Origin of the sequence: Allobosea rubneri (assembly GCF_032464875.1) — a bacterium.
Lineage (GTDB): Bacteria > Pseudomonadota > Alphaproteobacteria > Rhizobiales > Beijerinckiaceae > Allobosea > Allobosea rubneri.
Map to the genome: position 1 here is coordinate 12,129 of NZ_JAWDID010000008.1, position 19,190 is coordinate 31,318.

19 protein-coding genes are annotated in these 19,190 nt (G+C 67.8%); 11 read left to right on the forward strand and 8 right to left on the reverse strand.

Features of this window, described 5'->3' with window-relative positions:
* Positions 1-67: 67 nt before the first annotated feature.
* Positions 68-1,024, forward strand: a complete 957-nt coding sequence (locus RKE40_RS07370) for a homocysteine S-methyltransferase family protein (RefSeq protein WP_316017589.1) — start codon at positions 68-70, stop codon at positions 1,022-1,024.
* A gap of 135 nt (positions 1,025-1,159) precedes the next feature.
* On the opposite strand, the gene RKE40_RS07375 is transcribed toward RKE40_RS07370, so the two are convergent.
* A complete protein-coding gene (locus RKE40_RS07375) occupies positions 1,160-1,756 on the reverse strand; it encodes a L,D-transpeptidase (protein WP_066476183.1) in 597 nt (198 codons plus the stop codon).
* A 241-nt stretch (positions 1,757-1,997) separates the two neighbouring features.
* Between RKE40_RS07375 and RKE40_RS07380 the strand changes: the two genes are divergently transcribed.
* Positions 1,998-2,927, forward strand: a complete 930-nt coding sequence (locus tag RKE40_RS07380) for a histone deacetylase family protein (RefSeq protein WP_316017590.1) — start codon at positions 1,998-2,000, stop codon at positions 2,925-2,927.
* A 177-nt stretch (positions 2,928-3,104) separates the two neighbouring features.
* Here RKE40_RS07380 and ribB read toward each other — a convergent pair whose 3' ends face one another.
* Both ribB and aroC read right to left on the reverse strand, forming a co-directional pair.
* The gene (gene ribB, locus RKE40_RS07385; RefSeq protein ID WP_390893276.1) at positions 3,105-4,385 is read right to left on the reverse strand and encodes a 3,4-dihydroxy-2-butanone-4-phosphate synthase; all 1,281 of its coding nucleotides are present in this window, start codon (positions 4,383-4,385) and stop codon (positions 3,105-3,107) included.
* Positions 4,386-4,497: 112 nt separating this feature from the next.
* Entirely contained in the window at positions 4,498-5,616 is a 1,119-nt protein-coding gene (gene aroC, locus RKE40_RS07390; protein ID WP_316017591.1) for a chorismate synthase, read from the reverse strand.
* Between the two features lie 449 nt (positions 5,617-6,065).
* Between aroC and RKE40_RS07395 the strand changes: the two genes are divergently transcribed.
* Positions 6,066-6,809 carry a pseudouridine synthase gene (locus RKE40_RS07395; protein WP_316017592.1) on the forward strand — a complete coding sequence of 248 codons (744 nt, stop codon included), beginning with the start codon at positions 6,066-6,068 and terminating at the stop codon, positions 6,807-6,809.
* 26 nt (positions 6,810-6,835) lie between these two features.
* Here RKE40_RS07395 and RKE40_RS07400 read toward each other — a convergent pair whose 3' ends face one another.
* Positions 6,836-10,843 carry a Pls/PosA family non-ribosomal peptide synthetase gene (locus RKE40_RS07400; protein WP_316017593.1) on the reverse strand — a complete coding sequence of 1,336 codons (4,008 nt, stop codon included), beginning with the start codon at positions 10,841-10,843 and terminating at the stop codon, positions 6,836-6,838.
* Between the two features lie 273 nt (positions 10,844-11,116).
* Positions 11,117-11,713 (reverse strand): histidine phosphatase family protein, encoded by a 597-nt coding sequence (locus RKE40_RS07405; RefSeq protein WP_316017594.1) that lies wholly within the window; start codon positions 11,711-11,713, stop codon positions 11,117-11,119.
* A 140-nt stretch (positions 11,714-11,853) separates the two neighbouring features.
* On the opposite strand from RKE40_RS07405, the gene folP reads away from it, so the two are divergent.
* The 3 genes from folP to folK are packed head-to-tail and all read left to right on the forward strand — an operon-like array spanning position 11,854 to position 13,575.
* Complete coding sequence (folP, locus tag RKE40_RS07410; protein WP_316017595.1) at positions 11,854-12,687, forward strand: dihydropteroate synthase; 834 nt, start codon at positions 11,854-11,856, stop codon at positions 12,685-12,687.
* The gene (gene folB, locus RKE40_RS07415; RefSeq protein ID WP_316017596.1) at positions 12,684-13,058 is read left to right on the forward strand and encodes a dihydroneopterin aldolase; all 375 of its coding nucleotides are present in this window, start codon (positions 12,684-12,686) and stop codon (positions 13,056-13,058) included. The genes folP and folB overlap by 4 nt, the downstream gene beginning before the upstream one ends.
* Positions 13,048-13,575 (forward strand): 2-amino-4-hydroxy-6-hydroxymethyldihydropteridine diphosphokinase, encoded by a 528-nt coding sequence (gene folK, locus RKE40_RS07420; RefSeq protein ID WP_316017597.1) that lies wholly within the window; start codon positions 13,048-13,050, stop codon positions 13,573-13,575. The genes folB and folK overlap by 11 nt, the downstream gene beginning before the upstream one ends.
* A gap of 145 nt (positions 13,576-13,720) precedes the next feature.
* Here the strand turns inward: folK and fabI are convergent, their stop codons facing one another.
* From fabI to RKE40_RS07435, 3 genes are all read right to left on the reverse strand, one after another.
* Positions 13,721-14,560, reverse strand: coding sequence for an enoyl-ACP reductase FabI (gene fabI, locus RKE40_RS07425; protein WP_316017598.1), 840 nt, complete (start codon positions 14,558-14,560; stop codon positions 13,721-13,723).
* Positions 14,561-14,761: 201 nt separating this feature from the next.
* On the reverse strand, positions 14,762-15,679 hold the full coding sequence (locus RKE40_RS07430) for a DnaJ C-terminal domain-containing protein (RefSeq protein WP_316017599.1): 918 nt from the start codon (positions 15,677-15,679) through the stop codon (positions 14,762-14,764).
* A gap of 92 nt (positions 15,680-15,771) precedes the next feature.
* Positions 15,772-16,176: an RT0821/Lpp0805 family surface protein gene (locus RKE40_RS07435; protein WP_316017600.1), complete on the reverse strand. Its 405-nt coding sequence runs from the start codon at positions 16,174-16,176 to the stop codon at positions 15,772-15,774.
* A 185-nt stretch (positions 16,177-16,361) separates the two neighbouring features.
* On the opposite strand from RKE40_RS07435, the gene pdxH reads away from it, so the two are divergent.
* The 5 genes from pdxH (at position 16,362) to RKE40_RS07460 (ending at position 19,145) form a co-directional block, all read left to right on the forward strand.
* Positions 16,362-16,976, forward strand: a complete 615-nt coding sequence (gene pdxH / locus RKE40_RS07440; protein ID WP_316017601.1) for a pyridoxamine 5'-phosphate oxidase — start codon at positions 16,362-16,364, stop codon at positions 16,974-16,976.
* A gap of 69 nt (positions 16,977-17,045) precedes the next feature.
* Entirely contained in the window at positions 17,046-17,768 is a 723-nt protein-coding gene (locus RKE40_RS07445) for an SDR family NAD(P)-dependent oxidoreductase (RefSeq protein ID WP_066476462.1), read from the forward strand.
* Entirely contained in the window at positions 17,765-18,247 is a 483-nt protein-coding gene (locus RKE40_RS07450) for an NUDIX hydrolase (protein WP_316017602.1), read from the forward strand. The genes RKE40_RS07445 and RKE40_RS07450 overlap by 4 nt, the downstream gene beginning before the upstream one ends.
* Complete coding sequence (locus tag RKE40_RS07455) at positions 18,244-18,687, forward strand: TIGR02301 family protein (protein WP_316017603.1); 444 nt, start codon at positions 18,244-18,246, stop codon at positions 18,685-18,687. The genes RKE40_RS07450 and RKE40_RS07455 overlap by 4 nt, the downstream gene beginning before the upstream one ends.
* 188 nt (positions 18,688-18,875) lie before the next feature.
* Complete coding sequence (locus RKE40_RS07460; protein ID WP_066476165.1) at positions 18,876-19,145, forward strand: hypothetical protein; 270 nt, start codon at positions 18,876-18,878, stop codon at positions 19,143-19,145.
* The last annotated feature ends 45 nt before the right edge of the window (positions 19,146-19,190 follow it).

Here is a 19,190-nt window from a genome sequence, read left to right on the forward strand (position 1 = left end):
AGCGATAACCCCTGCACGCAACCGCCGACTGGCCGGTTGCCGAAACCAGACCGGACGGAGGGGTTTGATGGCCAGGTACAGGCACGAACTGCCGCAGCTCGACGGCGGCATCTTTCTCAGCGATGGCGGCATGGAGACGACCTTCATCTTCCATGACGGCATGGAGCTTCCCCATTTCGCCTCCTGCGTGCTGCTGGAGACACCCGAAGGGCGCTTCCATCTGCGCAACTATTACGAACGCTATCTCGCCATGGCGCGTGGCCGGGGCGTCGGCTTCGTGCTGGACAGCGCGACCTGGCGCGCCAATCCCGACTGGGGCCGCAAGCTCGGCTACGATGCCGCGCGGCTTGCCGCGGTGAACCGGGCCGCGATCGCCCTGCTCGTCGAGTTGCGCGATCTCTGGGAAGCGCCGTCCATGCCCTGCGTGATTTCCGGGGCGATCGGACCGCGGGGCGACGGCTACCGGGCAGACCGGACGAGCGTGGCGGAGGCGGAGGATTATCACGCGGCGCAGATCGCGACCTTCGCTTCGACGGAAGCGGACATGGTCGCGGCGTTCACGATCAACCATGTCGAGGAGGCGATCGGCATCGCCCAGGCCGCGAAGCGCCTGCAAATGCCCTGCGCCATCTCTTTCACGGTCGAGACCGACGGGCGGCTCGTGACCGGAACGACATTGCGCGGCGCGATCGAGGCCGTCGAGACGGCGACGGACGGCTCTCCGGCCTACTACATGATCAACTGCGCCCATCCGAGCCATTTCACGCAGGCTCTGGAAGCTGGCGAGGCCTGGGTCCGGCGCGTCCATGGCGTCCGCGCCAACGCCTCGGCGCGCAGCCATGCCGAGCTCGACGATTCGACCGAACTCGATGCCGGCGATCCCGTCGATTTCGGCCGCCGCTACGGTGAACTGACACGTCGTTTCCCGACGATGCGTATCCTGGGCGGCTGCTGCGGCACCGACCATCGCCATGTCGCGGCGATCTGCGAGGATTGCATCGAGCCGGTCAGGCTCAGCGCCTGAAGTGCGAGGCCGCTCCGGTCAGCTCTGGGACCTGAGCGTCAGGCTGAAAAAGCGGAAGCCGGCACCGATCTGGCTGATCGGTGCCGGCTTCGCTGATTTCGTAGATCGTGCGGACCGCGCCCGAAGGCACTTGCCTCAGCGGACGATGACTTTTCCGCCGACCTCGGCGCGATTGTAGAGGTCGATCGCGTCGATGTTGCGCATCCGGATGCAGCCCGAAGAGGCCGAGCGGCCGATCGTCTCGGGCTCGTTGGTGCCATGGATCCGGTAGAGCGTGTCCTTGCCGTTCTGATAGAGATAGAGGGCGCGCGCGCCGAGCGGGTTGTCCGGCCCGCCTTCCATGCCACCGGCGCGCGGCGCCAGATGCGGCCAGCGCGCAATCATCTCGGCCGGCGGGGTCCAGCGCGGCCATTCCGCCTTGCGCTGCATCACGGCGGTGCCGGTCCAGCCGAAGGCCTCGTCGCCCGTAGCGACGCCGTAGCGGATCGCCTTCTTGTTCGGCAGCACGAAGTAGAGGAACTTCTCTGTCGTATCGACCACGATCGTGCCCGGCGCCTCGCCGGTCGGATCGGTGATCTCATAAGGCATGTGTGTGATCTGCGTCTCGAACTTCGGCACCAGCGCCATGTATTCGGCATCGCGCGCCGAGAGCGAGGGCGCATTCACGGTCTTGTATTGGCACGCGCCGAGAAGGACGGACACGCCGAGCACAGCAACGAGAGACCGCTTCATGACTTCCACCGACGACGCCAGGACAGCGTCTGTTATGATGAATGGATCGTTAAGATTCGGTGACCCGACAGACGCAAGCCAGGCCCGGAACGGAGCCCAGACTTACGGCGACAACGTCGGCTGCGCAACGAAGTTCCGGGATTTCGGCGCGATTTGGCTTCTTGCTGCGTTGCAGTGACAATATGGTCACGCCTTCGGCGTCCGGTGACCCAAAGATACCCTGCCCTGGAGAATTCTGCGCGTGACGACGCTCCTGATCAGCCACCCTTCCAGCCTCCAGCATGCGACGCCGGCCGGCCATCCCGAACGCATCGATCGGATTCGCGCGGTCGAGCGCACGCTCGAGGATGAGCGATTCGCCACGCTGCAGCGCGTCACCGCCCCTGAGGGAACGCTGGCGCAGGTCGAGCTTTGCCATGCGCCGCGCTTCGCGCAGGCCGTCGTCGAGACCTCCCCTCAGAACGGCATGGTCCATATCGATGCCGACACCTCGATGTCGCCGGGTACGCTGTCGGCAGCCCTGCACGGGGTCGGCGCCGCGGTGCACGCTGTCGATGAGGTGATGACGGCGCGCGCCGCCAACGCCTTCTGCGCCATGCGCCCGCCGGGCCACCATGCCGAGAGCGACCGGGCCATGGGCTTCTGCTTCTTCAACAATGCCGCGATCGCCGCGCGACATGCGCAGAAGGTCCATGGTGTCGAGCGGGTCGCGATCCTCGATTGGGACGTCCATCACGGCAATGGCACGCAGGAGATCTTCTGGAGCGATCCGAGCGTGCTCTACGCCTCGCTCCACGAGATGCCGCTCTTCCCCGGCACCGGCGCCGCCTCCGAGCGCGGCGAGCACGGCAACATCGTCAACGCTCCTTTGCGCGCCGGCGACGGCAGCGACGTCTTCCGCGATGCCTACGAAAACGCGGTCCTGCCGCGGATCGCCGCCTTCCGGCCCGATCTGGTGATCATCTCGGCCGGATTCGACGCGCATTGGCGCGACCCGCTCGCCAACCTCAATCTGAAGGAGCCCGACTTCGCCTGGGCGACGCAGAAGCTGATGGAACTGGCCGACCGGCACGCCGGCGGCCGGCTCGTCTCGATCCTGGAAGGCGGCTACGATCTCGAGGGCCTGTCGAAATCGGTCGCCGCGCATGTCATGGCGTTGATGCGGGGGTGAGCGCTCCCGCTATTCGGGAATCACACCGTAGAGCCTCATCCTGAGGAGCCGCGAAGCGGCGTCTCGAAGGATGCTTCAGGAGATTCCGGCGCCAGCTCGATCATCCTTCGAGACGCGGCCTGCGGCCGCTCCTCAGGATGAGGGCTTGAACCCTTGGACTTCCGACAGCCCTGAGCCCTATTCCAGCGGCTCGGTCTCGGCGATCTCGATGCCGAAACCGGAGAGGCCGACGAAGGAGCGCGAGGTCGAGGCCAGGTTGACGATCGAGGCGACGCCGAGATCGCGCAGGATCTGGGCGCCGAGGCCGATCTCACGCCATTGCTGGAAGCGCACGGCATCCGAGCCTTCCTCGACGCTCTTGATCGGCACGCCGGCCGAACCGTCGCGCAGATAGACCAGGACGCCGCGGCCTTCCTTCTGGAAGCGGCGCAACGCGCATTGGATCGAGGAGGCGCCGCCGAGCACGTCGGCGACGACGTTGGCGCGGTGCAGCCGGGCCGGCACCTTCTCGCCATCGCCGAGCTTGCCCATCACGAAGGCGAAGTGCTGGGTGTCGTCGAAGGGCGTGACATAGACATGGCCGGTCATCTCGCCGAATTCGGTCTTGACCGGGAAGGAGTGGACGCGCTCGACCAGCTTCTCGCGCGCCTGGCGATAGGCGATCAGGTCGGCGACGGTGATCTGCTTCAGCTTGTGTTTCTCGGCGAAGGCGGCGATCTGCGGCCCCTTCATCACCGTGCCGTCGTCGTTGGCGAGCTCGCAGATCACGCCGACCGGCGGCAGATTGGCGAGCTTGCAGAGATCGACCGCGGCCTCCGTATGGCCGGAGCGCATCAGCACGCCGCCCTCCTTGGCGATCAGGGGGAAGACATGGCCGGGGCGGACGAAATCGGCGGCGCCCATATTGCCGTTGGCGAGCGCGCGCACGGTGTTGTTGCGCTGCTCGGCCGAGATGCCGGTGGTCAGCCCGTGCTTGACGTCGACCGTGATGGTGAAGGCGGTGCCGAGCGGGGCATCGTTGGAGGACACCATCGGATCGAGCCGCAAGCGGCGGGCTTCCTCGCCGGTCAGGGGCGCGCAGACGATGCCGCAGGTGTTGCGGATGATGAAGGCCATCTTCTCCGCCGTGCAGAGCGAGGCGGCGACGATCAGATCGCCCTCGTTCTCGCGATCATCGTCATCGGTGACGATGACGATCTCGCCGCGCGCGAAGGCTTCAATGGTCTCGGCGACATTGCTCTGGGTCATGGCGGCCTCGCGGGGGCCCTGCAGGCCCAGGAAATCGTTGGGGGTGACGGCTCCGCCCGTGGCGGCGGCGATGCGCTCGGCGCTCTCGCGCGAGATCCAGGCATCGGGATCGTTGCAGAGCGCAGTGACGCTCGCGGGCGACAGGCCCGCCTGGCGCGCGAAGGCGCTGCGGCCGATCTTCTGCTGCTGGAGCCAGGCGTCGAGTTTCATGGCGTCAATTTAGTACGCCAACCCTTCGCCTGCAATGAAGCGCCGCACAAATTTCAGTGATACTGAAATCCAACGTCCGTCATGGTCGGATTTGACCGACCATTCTCTTGCCTCAGCGCCCGAACGGCCAGCGCGGCTCGACCACGCCGACCTGCCCGCGATGGCGTAGATAATGGTCGGCCAGCACGCAGGCGACCATCGCCTCGCCGACCGGTACGGCCCGGATGCCGACGCAAGGGTCGTGGCGGCCCTTGGTGAACACCTCGGCCTCGCCGCCGCTGCGCGTCACCGTGGCGCGCGGCGAAAGGATCGACGAGGTCGGCTTCACCGCGAAACGCGCGACGACCGGCTGGCCGGTCGAGATACCGCCCAGGATGCCGCCGGCATGATTGGTCAGGAACAGCGGCTTGCCGTCATTGCCGGCGCGCATCTCGTCGGCATTGTCCTCGCCGGACAGCTCGGCGGCGCCAAATCCCTCGCCGATCTCGACGCCCTTGACCGCGTTGATGCTCATCAGCGCCGCCGCGATATCGGCATCGAGCTTGCCGTAGATCGGCGCGCCCAGCCCCTCCGGCACACCCTCGGCGACGATCTCGAGCACAGCCCCGATCGAGGAACCGGATTTGCGGATGCCGTCGAGATAATCGGCATAGAAGGCGGCGGCCTTGGCATCGGGGCAGAAGAACGGGTTGCGCGAAACCTCCTCCCAGTCCCAGTTGTCGCGGTCGATCTTGTGCGGCCCCATCTGCACCAGCGCGCCGCGGACCTTGAGGCCGGGCACGACCTTGCGGGCGATCGCACCCGCCGCGACCCGCATCGCCGTCTCGCGCGCCGAGGAGCGCCCGCCGCCGCGATAGTCGCGGATGCCGTACTTCACGTCATAGGTGAAATCGGCATGGCCCGGCCGGTACTTGTCCTTGATCTCGGAATAGTCCTTCGAGCGCTGGTCGACATTGTCGATCATCAGCCCGATCGAGGTACCGGTGGTGACCTGCTCGCCGCTCGCCTCGTCGACAAAGACGCCGGAGACGATGCGGACCTCGTCCGGCTCCTGGCGCTGCGTCGTATAGCGGGACTGGCCGGGACGGCGCCGGTCGAGCTCGAGCTGGATCTCCGCCTCGGTGATCGGGATCAGCGGCGGGCAGCCATCGACGACGCAGCCAATGGCCGGCCCATGGCTCTCGCCGAAGGTGGTGACGCGGAAGAGATGGCCGAAGCTGTTGTGCGACATGGGAACCCGACGTGTTTTCGCCTTGGGCTCATAGGCCGGATTGCTCCTGCGCGAAACCCTTAGGTCAGCATCGCAGCGGGTCAACGACCGGCCCGCGCGACGTCCGGGCCTGCCTTCCTGCGGCACCATGCGCGTTGACAGCCGCGCTATGCTGGCGCTTCTGGGCCCGATGAAGCGCAATATCTGCATCCTGTCGCGCTCCTGGCGCCCCGGGAGTGTCATCATCGCGGGCGCCTAGCCCCGAGCCAGCCGACAGGCGCTGCGTTCGGGGAAGTGGCCCGGGCCGGCCACGACGCGCATTCCACGGACGTCGCAAACGGACCCGCTCTCCGCATCAGATCGGCCAAGGCCGCACGGGCTCCGTATCCGCGCGCCTCCGCCGAACCTCGCTCTACCCCCGCCTCGCGCGGGCGCCGGCAGGCCAGTCCTGCCCGGCCGGAACGCAGATCATGCCCCCATTCCCAGGCACGGGTCCGGCACCCGTCAGCCTCGCGCGCGCCCTTTCCAAGCTCGGTTACTGCTCGCGAACCGAAGCCGAGCGCCTGATCCTCGACGGCCGCGTCAGGGTCGATGGCCGGCCGGCCCGCAACCCGTCGCTGCGCCTCGACATGGGCCGCGCCAGGATCGCCGTGGACGGCGAGGCGATTGCGGCCGAGCAGCGCGTCTACCTGATGCTGAACAAGCCGCGCGGCATGATGACGACGCGCCACGACCCGGAAGGGCGCGAGACCGTCTATGCCTGCCTGGAAGGGCTCGACCTGCCCTTCCTTTCCCCGGTCGGCCGGCTCGACAAGGCGAGCGAGGGCCTGCTGCTGATGAGCAACGACACGCGCTGGGCGCAGACTATTCTCGACCCCGCTTCCGGCGTCGAGAAGACCTATCACGTCCAGATCGACACCGTTCCCGACGAGGCGATGCTGGCGCGGCTGCGGGCCGGCGCCACGGACGGCGAGGAACGCCTGACGACCCGGGCCGCAACCCTGCTGCGCCACGGCCGGCGCAATGCCTGGGTCGAGATGGTGATCGACGAGGGCCGCAACCGGCAGATTCGGAGGATCGTCGAGGCGGCCGGCGCCAAGGTTCAGCGCCTCGTCCGTGTCGGCATCGGCGCCCTGCCGCTGGGCGACCTCCCAAAAGGCGCGGTGCGCTCCCTGCGACCGGAAGAGATCGGGCTGCCGCTCGGCAATCTCTGAGCGACCCTGCGCCGGCTTCAGCGCCCCTAATGCGCCGCCTTGGCCGGCACGGCCGGGGCGCCTTCCCACCGCGTATTCGCCGGGATGTTCTCACCCTTCATGATCACGGTCAGCAGGCCGATCTGCGCGTAATCCCCGACATGGGTGTCGTAGAGCACGGTCGCTCCGGCACCGACGCAGACGCCCTTGCCGAGATGAACCCGGCCGACCTTCATCACCCGGTCCTCGTAGAGATGGGTCTGCAGCGCCGAATGGGCGTTGACCGTGCAGAAATCGCCGACCTTGATGCAGTCGAACTCGGTGATATCCGTCGAGTCGAGCCAGACGCCCTGCCCGTACTGCGCGCCGAACAGGCGCAGGAACCAGGGCAGGAAGGGCGTGCCGCGCAGATAGTCGAACAGCACCTTGCCGCCGAGGCCCCAGTAGAGCACCGAGACCGCCTCGGTCCGCATCGCCCAGAACGACCACATCGGCTTCATCACCGGCTTGTAGACGCCCATCAGCAACCATTTCATCAGCGCGCAGATCAGCGCCTGCATGATGGCGATGACGATGGCGCAGCCCATGAAGGCGAGCCCGAGGCCGACCCAGTCGCGGTCGAAGATCTTCTGCTGCAGCACGAGGTCGACGGCGATGGTGCCGAAGGTGATGAACAGCATCGCCGGGAAGGAGGTGTGCAGCGCCTCGAAGCCGGCCCGCGCCAGCTTCTTGCCGAGCGAGGGCTTGTAGGTCCAGTCGGCGCCGAGATCGACCTTCTGCCGTGTCGGCAGCTTGATCGGCGGCGAGCCGAACCAGGTGTCGCCGGGCGACATCAGCTCGTTCGCCGGCGGCTTCGACTTGATGCCGATCAGCACCTTGTCGGGGATCACGGAGCCGGGCGGCACCACCGCATCGTTGCCGACGAAGACCTGGTCACCGGTCTTCGTCAGGTCGAGGCGCATATAGCCGCGGCGCATGTCCTCGTCGCCGAAGATCACCTCGTCGGCGATGAAGTTGCCGGCGCCGATGCCGGTGATGTCGTAGCGGCCGGAGAGATTGGTCGAGATCTCCGAGCCCTTGCCGATGCCGGCACCCATCATCCGGTACCAGAAGCGCATGTAGATCGTGGCGAACAGCGAGGAGAGCGTCTCCAGCGTCACCTCGGTCGCCAGCGCCACCGTCCATTTGCGGGCGTAGAAGCCGGAATGGATCGAATAGGTGCCGGAATTGACGCGCGGCAGGATCAGCCAGCGCAGCGCGATGATCAGGAAGACCGTGATCGAGATCAGGCCGATGGCCGTCGGCCAGGTCAGGAAGGGCAGATACCAGAGATAGCTGACTTCGGACCAGGTCGCGACCCAGTTGTCGATCTTGTCGAACAGCCAGAAGGCCGGGAAGATCGGCAAGAGGCTGATCGGCGGCAGCACGATCAGCATGACGATGTAGAACAGCGTCATCAGGGCGCGGCGCCCGGTGCTGGCCCTGGCCTGCTCTGGCAGCGCCGCGACGTCGACCATGCCGGTCTTGCGGGCCGGCGAACCATCCCAGATCTCGGCCTCGCCGACCGTCATGCCGGGCGCGATCGGGGTCAGGTCGCCGATCTCGGCATGGTCGCCGACGACGCAGTCATGGCCGAACACCACGGAGGAGCCGGCATAGACGTCCTTGCCGATCTTGATCCGCCCGATGATCAGGTTGGCGCCGACCGCCTCGGCATTGGCGAAGGTCGTCTTGGAGCCGAGCGTCGTGTAGTCGCCGAGCTCGATCAGGTCGACAGCGCCGGCCTCGTAATCGGAGATGATGACGTCGCGCCCGACCTTGGCGCCGAGCAGGCGCCAGTAGAAGCGCATCACCGGCGTGCCCTGCAGCCATTTGATGTGGACGAGCCCGGCGACGCGCGAGGCGAACCACCAGCGGAAATAATAGACGCCCCAGAGCGGGTAGACGCCCGGCTTGGTCCGGCCGAGCACCAGCCATTTCAGGCCGATCGCGATGAACCCGGTCGAGATCGTGATCGCGACATAGATGCCGAGCAGCGCAAAGACCTGCCCCGCCAGCGAGAGTTCCTCGCCCGAAAGCAGCATGTAGCTGACGAAGATGCCGAGCCACTGCGCCGTCGACAGGCTGATGATGATCGGCAGCGCCGCCGCCTGGGCGAGGCCGCAGAGGAAGCGGCGCAGCAACGAGGGCGGGGTGAAGGAGAGATCCTCGGCGACCTGTGCCCCGCGGCTGTCGAGCAGCTCGGCCATCGCCCGCAAGGTGCGCGCGCCGTAGACGTCCTGCAGGGTGATGCCGGCCAGCGCCGGCGTCTCGCGCACGATCGAGATGAAGCGCGCCGCCAGCAGCGAATGGCCGCCGAGATCGACGAAGAAATCCGCCTCGAGCGGCAGGGCCTGGGCGCCGAGCACGCGCTTGGCGGCGTCGAGCAGTGTCGCTTCCGTCTCGTTGCGCGGCGGCTCCTGCTCGCCGCTCGCGGCCGGCACCGTCAAGGGCGCCGCCTTCAGCATCTTGCGGTCGACCTTGCCCGAGACCATGCGCGGCAGAGAGCCGATCGGCTCGAAATGCGCCGGGATCATATAGGGCGGCAGCTTCTCGCGCAGCGAGGCGCGCAGCACCGCGCCCTCGAGCTGCACGCCGGGCTCGCCGACCAGGAAGGCGACCAGCCGCTCGATGCCGTCATCGGTGCGCAGAACGACCGCCGCCTGGCTGATGCCGGCCTCATCCGACAATGCGGTCTCGATCTCGCCGAGCTCGACGCGGAAGCCGCGGATCTTGACCTGGTCGTCGATGCGGCCGTGGAAGACGATATTGCCGTTCTCGTCGAGGCTTACCGCGTCGCCCGAACGGTAGAGGATCGGATCCTCCGTGCCGCCGAACGGGTTGGCGATGAACTTCTCGGCCGTCAGCTCGGGCCGCAAATGATAGCCCTTGGCAACGCCCGGCCCGCCGATCAGCAATTCGCCCTGCTGGCCGACTCCGGTCAGCTTCATCTCCTCGTCGACGATGTAAGCGGTGTAGTTCGGGATCGGCCGGCCGATCGTAACCGGCTCGCCGGGCTCGACCAGCGCTGCCGTCGCGACCACCGTGGCCTCGGTCGGCCCATAGCTGTTGAGGATGCGCCGGCCGGGCCTCGACCATTTCTGCACGACCGCCGGCGGCAGCGCCTCGCCGCCGAGAATGATCAGCCGCAGGGACGGAATGTCGGCCGGGAGGATGCCGAGCAGCGTCGGCACCGTGTCGATCATCGTGACGCCGGCTTCGGTCAGGATCGCGGGCAGCTTCTCGGCATCGCCCATCATCTCCGGCGAGGCCACGAAGAGCGTCGCGCCGGCCAGATAGGGCGTCCAGATCTCCTCCATCGACAGGTCGAAGGCGACCGAGGCGCCCTGGAAGACGATGTCGTCCGGCCCCATGCCGTAGAGCACGTTCCCGGAGCGCAGGAAGTGGCAGATATTGCGATGGCTGATGACGATCGCCTTCGGGACGCCGGTCGAGCCCGAGGTGTAGATCAGATAGGCCGGATGGTCGGGCGTCAGCCCGGCCGGGCGGGCCGGCGGCAAGGTGCCGTCGCTCGCGGCCGCAAGCTCCTGCGGAGACCAGACCGTGCGGTTGGTGGCGGCCGCCCTCGCCTTCCAGTCCGCTTGCGTCACCAGCCCCTTGGCGCTGGCATCGTCGAGGCAGGTCGTGATGCGCTCGACGGGCGCCTCGGCATCGAAGGGCAGCCAGGCGGCACCGGACAGGGTGATCGCGATCTGCGCCACCAGAAGATCGATGCCGCGCGACATCCAGAGCCCGACCATGTCGCCCGGGCCGATGCCGGCGAGAGCCAGCCCGCGCGCCTGCGCCTGGGCCTGCTCCCAGACCTGCGCGTAGGTGAGCCGGCGCGCGCCGGAAATCATCGCCGTATGGTCGGGGCGGCTCGCGACGGTCGCGGCGAAAATCTCCGCCAGCACCTCGTCGCGGATCAGCTCGGGCAGCTTCTCGCCTGCCAGCATCGCCAGCGGCCGGGCGCCCTTGGCAGGATCATCGGCCGGAATTGCGCTGATCTCGTTCATTCTGCCCCGCAACGGCAGCGACCGGCGCCGTGCGGTCGGGCTCCGGAAAACCCGCTGCGCATTCCGGCCTCCGGCGGCTAAGCCGCACCTTCATCCATGCCGATGCGGACGCATCCCCTTCGCGCCCGCGCCCGCTCGAACCCTGACCATGAACGCCGCAGCCGCGCGGCTCCCCGGCGAGCGTAACTGCTCGGTCCGCGATGAATGCCCTATGAACGCCGGAGGGACAAGCCGAAACGCGGTTAAGGGCTCCTCTCGGAGCCTGGCTTTCGGTTACTTCCAGCTCGCCTTGTCGCCTTCGACGACCAGGATCTTGCCCTGCCAGATCTCGACCTTCGCGGCTTCCGCCGGGTCGACAGCGCCGATCAACGCCAGCACGGCGCGCGCCACGCCGCCATGGCTCACCATCACGGTATCGGGCGCCATCCCCTCCAGCGACGGGCGGATGCGCTCCGCCAGCATGCGGTAGCTCTCGCCGCCGGGCGGCACGAAGCCCCATTTGTCACGCTCGCGCGCCTGGGCGAGCTCGCGCTCGCTCTTGCGGATCTCGCGCCAGGTGAAGCCCTCCCAATCGCCGAAGGTCAGCTCCTTGAGCTGCTCGTCGATGCGGTAATCGTCGGGCGGCAGGGCAAGCTCGTTGCGCAGGATGGTCATCGTCTCGCGGGCGCGATGCATCGGCGAGGCGACATAGGCGCTTGTCGCGAATTCCGGCTTCAGTGCCCGCAGACGGTCGGCGACTTCCGCCGCCTGCATCCGGCCGAGCGCATTCAGTGGGATGTCCTGCGAGCCTTGAAGGCGGCCCTCGCGGTTCCAATCGGTTTCGCCATGGCGGACGAGGAAAAGGCGGCCCGGAATCGACATGCGCATCATGCGCAGCCTCATGCACGCTGGCGCCCGCAGCGTCAAAGCGGCGAAAGCGCCGCAGGGCTGCCTCACACGCATGCGAGCTTTCCGGTGGCCCGGGCCGCGCAGCCTGTGTATAGGCGGCTCTCGCCCCTCCAGGTCGCCGCATGAACACCTCTCTCACCTTGCCGGACGGCCGCAGGCTCGCTCTCGGATCCGCCCCCCTGCTGATGGGCGTGGTCAACGTCACGCCCGATTCCTTCTCCGATGGCGGCCTCTTCGCCGATCCTGCCGTCGCCATCGCCCATGGCCTGAAGCTCGCGGAACAAGGCGCCGAGATCGTCGACATCGGCGGCGAATCGACGAGACCCGGCCATGAGCGTCTCGAGGCCGAGACCGAGCTCGCCCGCGTCCTGCCGGTCATCGCCGGCATCGCGGCAGCGAGCCCCGTGCCGATCTCGATCGACACCTACAAGGCGGACGTCGCCGAGGCGGCCCTGGAGGCCGGCGCCGCGATCGTCAACGATGTCTGGGGAGCCCAGCGCGAGCCGGCCATCGCCGAGGTCGCGGCCCGTTTCGGCGCGCCGATGGTGCTGATGCACAACCGTGACGGCATCGATGCCAGCATCGACATCCTCGCCGATGTCCTGCGCTTCCTGGAAAAGTCGATCGGCATCGCCGTCGCCGCCGGCGTCCCGCGCGGGCAGATCGTCCTCGATCCCGGCATCGGCTTCGGCAAGACGCCGGAGCAGAACCTCGCCCTGATCGAGAAGCTCGACCGGCTGCCGAACGCGCTCGGCTGCCCGGTCCTGCTCGGCGCTTCCCGGAAATCGACTCTCGGCCTAGTCACCGGCAAGAAGATCCCGGCCGAGCGGCTCGCGGCCACCCTCGCCGCCCATCTCTACGGGGTGATGCGCGGCGCCGCGATCATCCGGGCCCATGACATCGACGAACATGTCGACGCGCTCAAGATCTGGGCCGCGATCAGGAGGACGGCATGAGCGCGACCGGTCAGATCTTCATCGAGGCGCTCGACCTCTACGCCTATCACGGCCATTTCGCCGAGGAGGGCCGCCTCGGCCAGCGCTTCTCGATGGACCTCGTCCTCGACTGCGACCTGCGCGCCTCATCGGTCAGCGACGACCTTGCCGACACCGTCGACTATGGCGAGGTCGTCGCGCTCGTCACCCGGACCTTCTCGGCAAAGCGCTTCAAACTGCTGGAGGCCGCGGCACGCGCCCTCGCCGATGCGATCCTGGCGCAATACCCGCCTGTGACCCGCGTCTCGGTCACCCTGCGCAAGCCTTCGCCTCCGATCCCCGGCCGGATGGAATCGGTCGGCATCAAGCTGGATTTCCAGCGTGAGGCTTGAGGCGACGCTCGGCCTGGGCGGCAATCTCGGCGATCCCGTCTCCGCCTTCGCCGCGGCGCTTACGCGGCTGCGCGACCATGACGCGATCGGGCTGGCGGCCCTCTCCTCTGTCTGGCGCACCGCCCCCTGGGGCAAGCTCGACCAGCCGGAATTCCGCAACATGGCGGTGCTGCTGGAAACCTCGCTCTCGGCCGAGGAACTGCTCGATCTCTGCCTCGCCATCGAGCGCGAGAGCGGCCGCGAGCGCCGCGAGCGCTGGGGGCCGCGCACGCTCGACATCGACATCCTGACCTATGGCGGCCAGATGATCGACCGTCCCGGCCTGCAGATCCCGCACCCCCGCATCGCCGAGCGCACCTTCGTGCTGGCCCCGCTCGCCGAGATCGCGCCGGATGAAATGATCGGGGGCTTCAGGGTCGGCGCGCTGCTGGCGGCAACCGCGGATAGCGACGTCAAACGGGACGATGCGGAGACGGCGCGGCTGAAGGCCATGCTCGGGCGGCCGCAGCGTCTTTAGGTCGGCGAACGGCGAAACGGGCACAGGGCGCCCATCACAAAGCCCGACACCTTATCCGATGGATCCCGGAGCAGCGCCGCCACACGGCTTCTCCGGGACAATGTCGGCGTGGCTCAGCGCGGTCCGATGACCGGCGCGCCTGCGCTCACTCGCCCTTGTCGAGCGTGATGTCCGGTGCCGTCGGCACCTTCATGCCGACGACATGGTAGCCGGCGTCGACATGCATGATCTCGCCGGTGATGCCGCGCGACATGTCGGAAACGAGGAAGACCGCGGTCTCGCCGACTTCCTCGATGGTGACCGTCCGGCGCAGCGGCGAGTTGTATTCGTTCCACTTCAGGATGTAGCGGAAATCGCCGATGCCGGACGCGGCGAGCGTCTTGATCGGGCCGGCGGAGATCGCGTTGACGCGGATCTTCGAAGGACCGAGATCGGCGGCGAGATACTGCACGCTCGATTCCAGCGCAGCCTTGGCGACGCCCATCACATTGTAATGCGGCATCCACTTCTCGGCGCCGTAATAGGTCAGCGTCAGCATCGAGCCGCCATCGGTCATCAGCTTCTCGGCGCGCTGGGTGACGGCGGTGAAGGAGTAGCAGGAAATCAGCAGCGACTTGGTGAAGTTCGCCTCGGTCGTCTCGACATAGCGGCCGGTCAGCTCGTCCTTGTCGGAGAAGGCGATGCAGTGGACGACGAAGTCGAGCTTGCCCCAGAGCCTCTCGATCTCGGCGAAGACCGCGTCGATCGACGCGCCGTCGGTGACGTCGCAATGGCCGACGACATGGCCGCCGAGCTGCTGCGCCAGCGGCTCGACGCGCTTCTTCAGCGCATCGCCCTGATAGGTGAAGGCGAGTTCGGCGCCGGCGTCGGCGGCAGCCTTGGCGATGCCCCAGGCGATCGAACGATTATTCGCGACACCCATGACGAGGCCGCGCTTGCCCTTGAGCAGGTTGGCGGTGGGGGCGGCGCTGCTGGAATCAGCCATCTGAGACCTTCAAACTGGACGAACCGGAGGGTCTCTTAGAGCAGGCGGCGAAAACTGGGAACCGCTTTTCGCTGCGGGCCGGTTCTAACGCTTTGGATAAGAGGCGGATTCGGCCGGGAAGCGAAACCGGCGACCGCGCAGCCGGGTTACCTATGGTCTGCCGCGGCCGGCCGGGCGAGGACTTCGCCCGGCACGATCAGATCAGCCGGCGCGCGCCTTCATCAGCGCCGTGAGCTCGGCATCCTCCGCCGGCATCTCGATGTCGAGCGCGACGAAGAGATCGCCGGACTCGCCCTTCTTGCCGGTCGGCAGGCCCTTGCCGCGCAGGCGGAACTGCCGCGTCGTGCTGGTCAGCGGCGGCACCTTCATCTCGACGGCGCCGGACAGGGTCGGCACATGGACCGGCCCGCCGAGCACGGCGGTGGCGAGCGGCACGGCGACGCGGCTGCGCAGGTCATGGCCGTCGATGGTGAAGCGCGAATCGGGCTTGACCTTGATCGTCATCAAGACGTCGCCGCTCTCGCCGGTCACCGGGTGCGGCTGGCCGAGCCCGCGCAGGCGCATCACCTTGCCGTCGGCGACGCCCTCGGGGATCGTCACCTCAACCTCGCGGCCGCCCGGCAGCTTGACCCGGCGCGTCGCGCCGTTGACCGCATCGGCCAGCGCGACCTCGAGCGTGAAGCTCTGCTCCGGCGGCTTCGGCGGCGGGCTCGCGCGGCCCCGGCCGCCACGGCGCGCCGCATCGCCGAACAGCGAACCGAAGATGTCGGCGGGATCGAAGCCGGCATCGCCACCCTGGCCGAAGGGCGAGCCACCCTGACCGAAATGATATTCGAAGCCGCCCTGGCGCGCGCCGCCGCGGCCGGCGCCCATGCCTTCGAAGCCGGAGAATTTCGGCTTGCCCTCGGCATCGATCTCGCCGCGGTCGAACTGCTTGCGCTTGTCCTCGTCGCCGAGGATCTCATAGGCGCCGTTCAGCTCGGCGAAGCGGTCCTGGGCCTTCGGATCGCCCTGGTTGCGGTCGGGGTGCAGGTCCTTGGCGCGGCGGCGATACGCCTTCTTGATCTCGGCATCGCTCGCCGATTTCGCCACGCCCAGAACCTGATACGGATCACGCATACATGCACCCCTGATGAATTGAGTCTCCCGGCACGCCGGAAGCGCTTCCTAGATGGGGTGACTGTGGCGCGTTGGCAACAGGGGTACTGCGCTCAGGCCGCGCCTTTCCAGGTCTTGGCGTCCTTGACCGCCCATTCCCCACCGGAAGGCCGGCAGGCCGTACCCTGCAGCCTGACCGGACCGCTCTGCAGCGCCATCGAGGCGAGGAAGGCCCGGCAGATCTCGTCTTCCTTCAGAAAGGGCCCGCCCACCGGGGTGAAGGTACCCTTCATGCCGCTCTGGGCGTTGTCCCAGGAGACCGGAGCGCCATTGCCTTGCGGGTCGAGCGCGAGCGCCATCGCGCCTTCCGCCCGGCGCCAGTCTTCCGGGCCGAGATCGGGCGCCAGCGCCACCAGCGGACCATGCTCCGGCCCGCCGCGTGCCGGCAGCACCGAGGAGGTGGTCATGGCGACCTCGTCCTCGGCCTTGCTCGACAAGCCGAGGATCGGAAAGGACATCGAGCAGCCGGCCGAAGCCAGCGCCAGCAGCAGCGCCCCGGCGAAGGATGCCCGGCGCGCAACCGGGCTGCGCTCATACGGGCTCTGGCCCGCTCGCCCTGCGGGCCTATATATGTCTCGCAACTCAAATCGCATTACGGATCGCGCTCGCCCGACGCTTCCTGAAACCTTCGAGGATTAAGCACGTGAATGCGTTAACGAGCGGTGACTTCACCGAGGCCAGCGAGCCCTTCGCCCTGTTCGAGAGCTGGTTCGAGGAGGCCAAGACCTCCGAGCCGAACGACCCCAACGGCATGGCGCTCGCGACCGTCGACGCCGACGGCCTGCCCAATGTCCGCATGGTCCTGCTGAACGGCCGCGGGCCGGACGGCTTCGTCTTCTACACCAACACGCAGAGCCAGAAGGGCGAGGAACTGCTCGGCCAGAACAAGGCCGCGGCGCTGTTCCACTGGAAGAGCCTGCGCCGCCAGATCCGCATCCGCGGCCCGGTCGCGCTGGTCAGCGATGCCGAGGCCGATGCCTATTTCCAGTCGCGCCCGCGCGACAGCCGGATCGGCGCCTGGGCTTCGCAGCAGTCGCGGCCTCTGGAGAGCAGGTTCGCTCTGGAAAAATCGGTCGCGAGCTATGCGCTGAAGTTCGGCGTCGGGGAAATCCCGCGCCCGCCGCACTGGACGGGCTTTCGCATCACGCCGGTGTATATGGAATTCTGGCGCGACGGCGCCTTCCGGCTGCACGACCGCATCGTCTTCCGCCGCGCCTCGCCGAGCGAGGCCTGGACGAAGACCCGCCTCTACCCCTGAGGGAAGTCCCACGACATGCCGATGCCGAAATTCGACTTTCCGAAGACCGAGCCGGGCAAGCGCCCGGTCATGCTGCTGACCGGTGCCAGCCGCGGCATCGGCCATGCCACCGTCATGCAGTTCGCGATGGCGGGCTGGCGCATCCTCTCCTGCTCGCGCCAGGCGTTCTCGGAGAAGTGCCCCTGGCCGTCGGGCGCCGATGATCATGTCCAGATCGATCTCGGCGACCCCGAGGACACGATGCGCGGCATCGCCGAGATCAAGAAGCGCCTCGCCGCCGAGGGCGGCAAGCTCCATGCGCTGGTCAACAATGCCGGCATCTCGCCGAAGGGTGCCGGCGGCGCGCGCCTCGGCGCGGCGACGACTTCGTTCAACGACTGGCACAAGGTCTTCCAGGTCAATTTCTTCGCGCCGATCATGCTGGCGCGCGGCCTGCTCGACGAACTGACCGCGGCCAAGGGCACGATCGTCAACGTCACCTCGATCGCCGGCTCGCGCGTCCATCCCTTCGCCGGCGCGGCCTACGCCACTTCGAAGGCGGCTCTCGCCAGCCTGACCCGCGAGATGGCGGCCGATTTCGGCCCGCTCGGCATCCGCGTCAACGCGATCTCGCCCGGCGAGATCGACACCGCGATCCTCTCGCCCGGGACCGAAAAGATCGTCGAGAAGCTGCCGATGCAGCGGCTCGGCAAGACCGAGGAGGTCGCCAAGGCGATCTATTTCCTCTGCACCGACGCCTCGAGCTACGTCACCGGCGCCGAATTGCACATTAATGGCGGGCAGCACGTTTGAGCGCGCAGGGCGGCCGCATCATCCCCTTCCCGGCGGCCGGCAAGCAGCCGGTGCGCCCGGTACTGGCCGCCTCGGTCGCCGTCTTCCGTGACGGCAAGGTCCTGCTCGCGACCCGCACCAAGCCGCCGGCCGACCAGCTCTGGTCGCTGCCCGGCGGCAAGGTCGAGCTCGGCGAGAACCTCGAGGCCGCGGCCCTGCGCGAGCTGGAGGAAGAGGTCGGCGTCAGCGCCCGGATCATCGGCTTCAACCGCCATGTCGAGATCATGGGGCGTGATCCGCAGGGCGCCGTGACGCATCACTTCGTCGTCGCCTCCTTCGTCGGGGAATGGCTCGCTGGCGAGCCGAAGCCCGGGCCTGAGGCGGGCGCCGTGATGTGGGCCGATCCGCTCCGGCTCGGCGGCATTCCGACGACGCGCGAACTCGGCGACGTGCTGCGCCGCGCCGCCGCCATCTTCGCGAAGGAGACCGGCGGCCCATGACGGCGCGGCGCCTCGGCTCGGCCCTGCTTTGCGCGCTCCTCGCCGGTGGGCCGGCCTTGAGCCAACAGAATCAGCCGCGCCAGTCTCCGCCCGCTTCGCCGCGCCAGGAGGCGCCGGCGCCCGAACCCGAGGCGCCCCCGCCTCCTTATGAGCCCCAATTGCTCAAGCTCGCCGAGATCATGGGCTCGCTCGCCTATCTGCGCACGCTGTGCGGCGCCCGCGAGGCGCAGGACTGGCGCGAGCGCATGGCGGCGCTGCTCGAATCGGAAGGGCGCGGCCCGCAGCGGCGCGAGCGGCTGGCCAGCGCCTACAACCGCGGTTTTCGGGCCTATTCGGCGACGCACCGGGTCTGCGGCGAAGGCAGCCAGGAGGCGTCCGCCCGCCTCGCCGGCGAGGGCGAGAAGCTGGCGCGGGCCCTGGCCGGGCGCTTTGGCGGCTGATTCTGTGCCAGAATGCCGCACATCTTCAAAACTCTCCCCTGCAAATTAACCTTTCTTAAAGACCATGATGGCGCCCGGCGGTGGCTCCACCTATAAACTTTCGGATCATCGCTCGAACTGGACACGCCCGAATCGCATGTCCGATCGAAACCGCGCCACGTTGTCGCCTGCCGGGTTCTGAAGCCTTCATGTCCGTTCTCTCCGACGATCTGCCGCTCGACCCGCTGCTCGCCGAAGATGTGAGGGACGCTCGCCGCGTCGCTTACTGCTACATCGAGGACGCCTTCGTCGAAGGCCGTCAGGACGGGCTCGATTCCGATGCGCTCGCCCATGCCGCCCTGTTCGCGGCGATGCGGACGCTGGTCGAGACCTATGGCGAGGAGGCGACCGCCGTCTTCGCCGAGGCCCTGCCGGAAAAGCTCCGCACCGGCACCTTCACGACCGGCACGCGCCACTAGATCGCCGCGCGCTTTATTGGACGCAAGTTGGCGATCCAGCCTTTT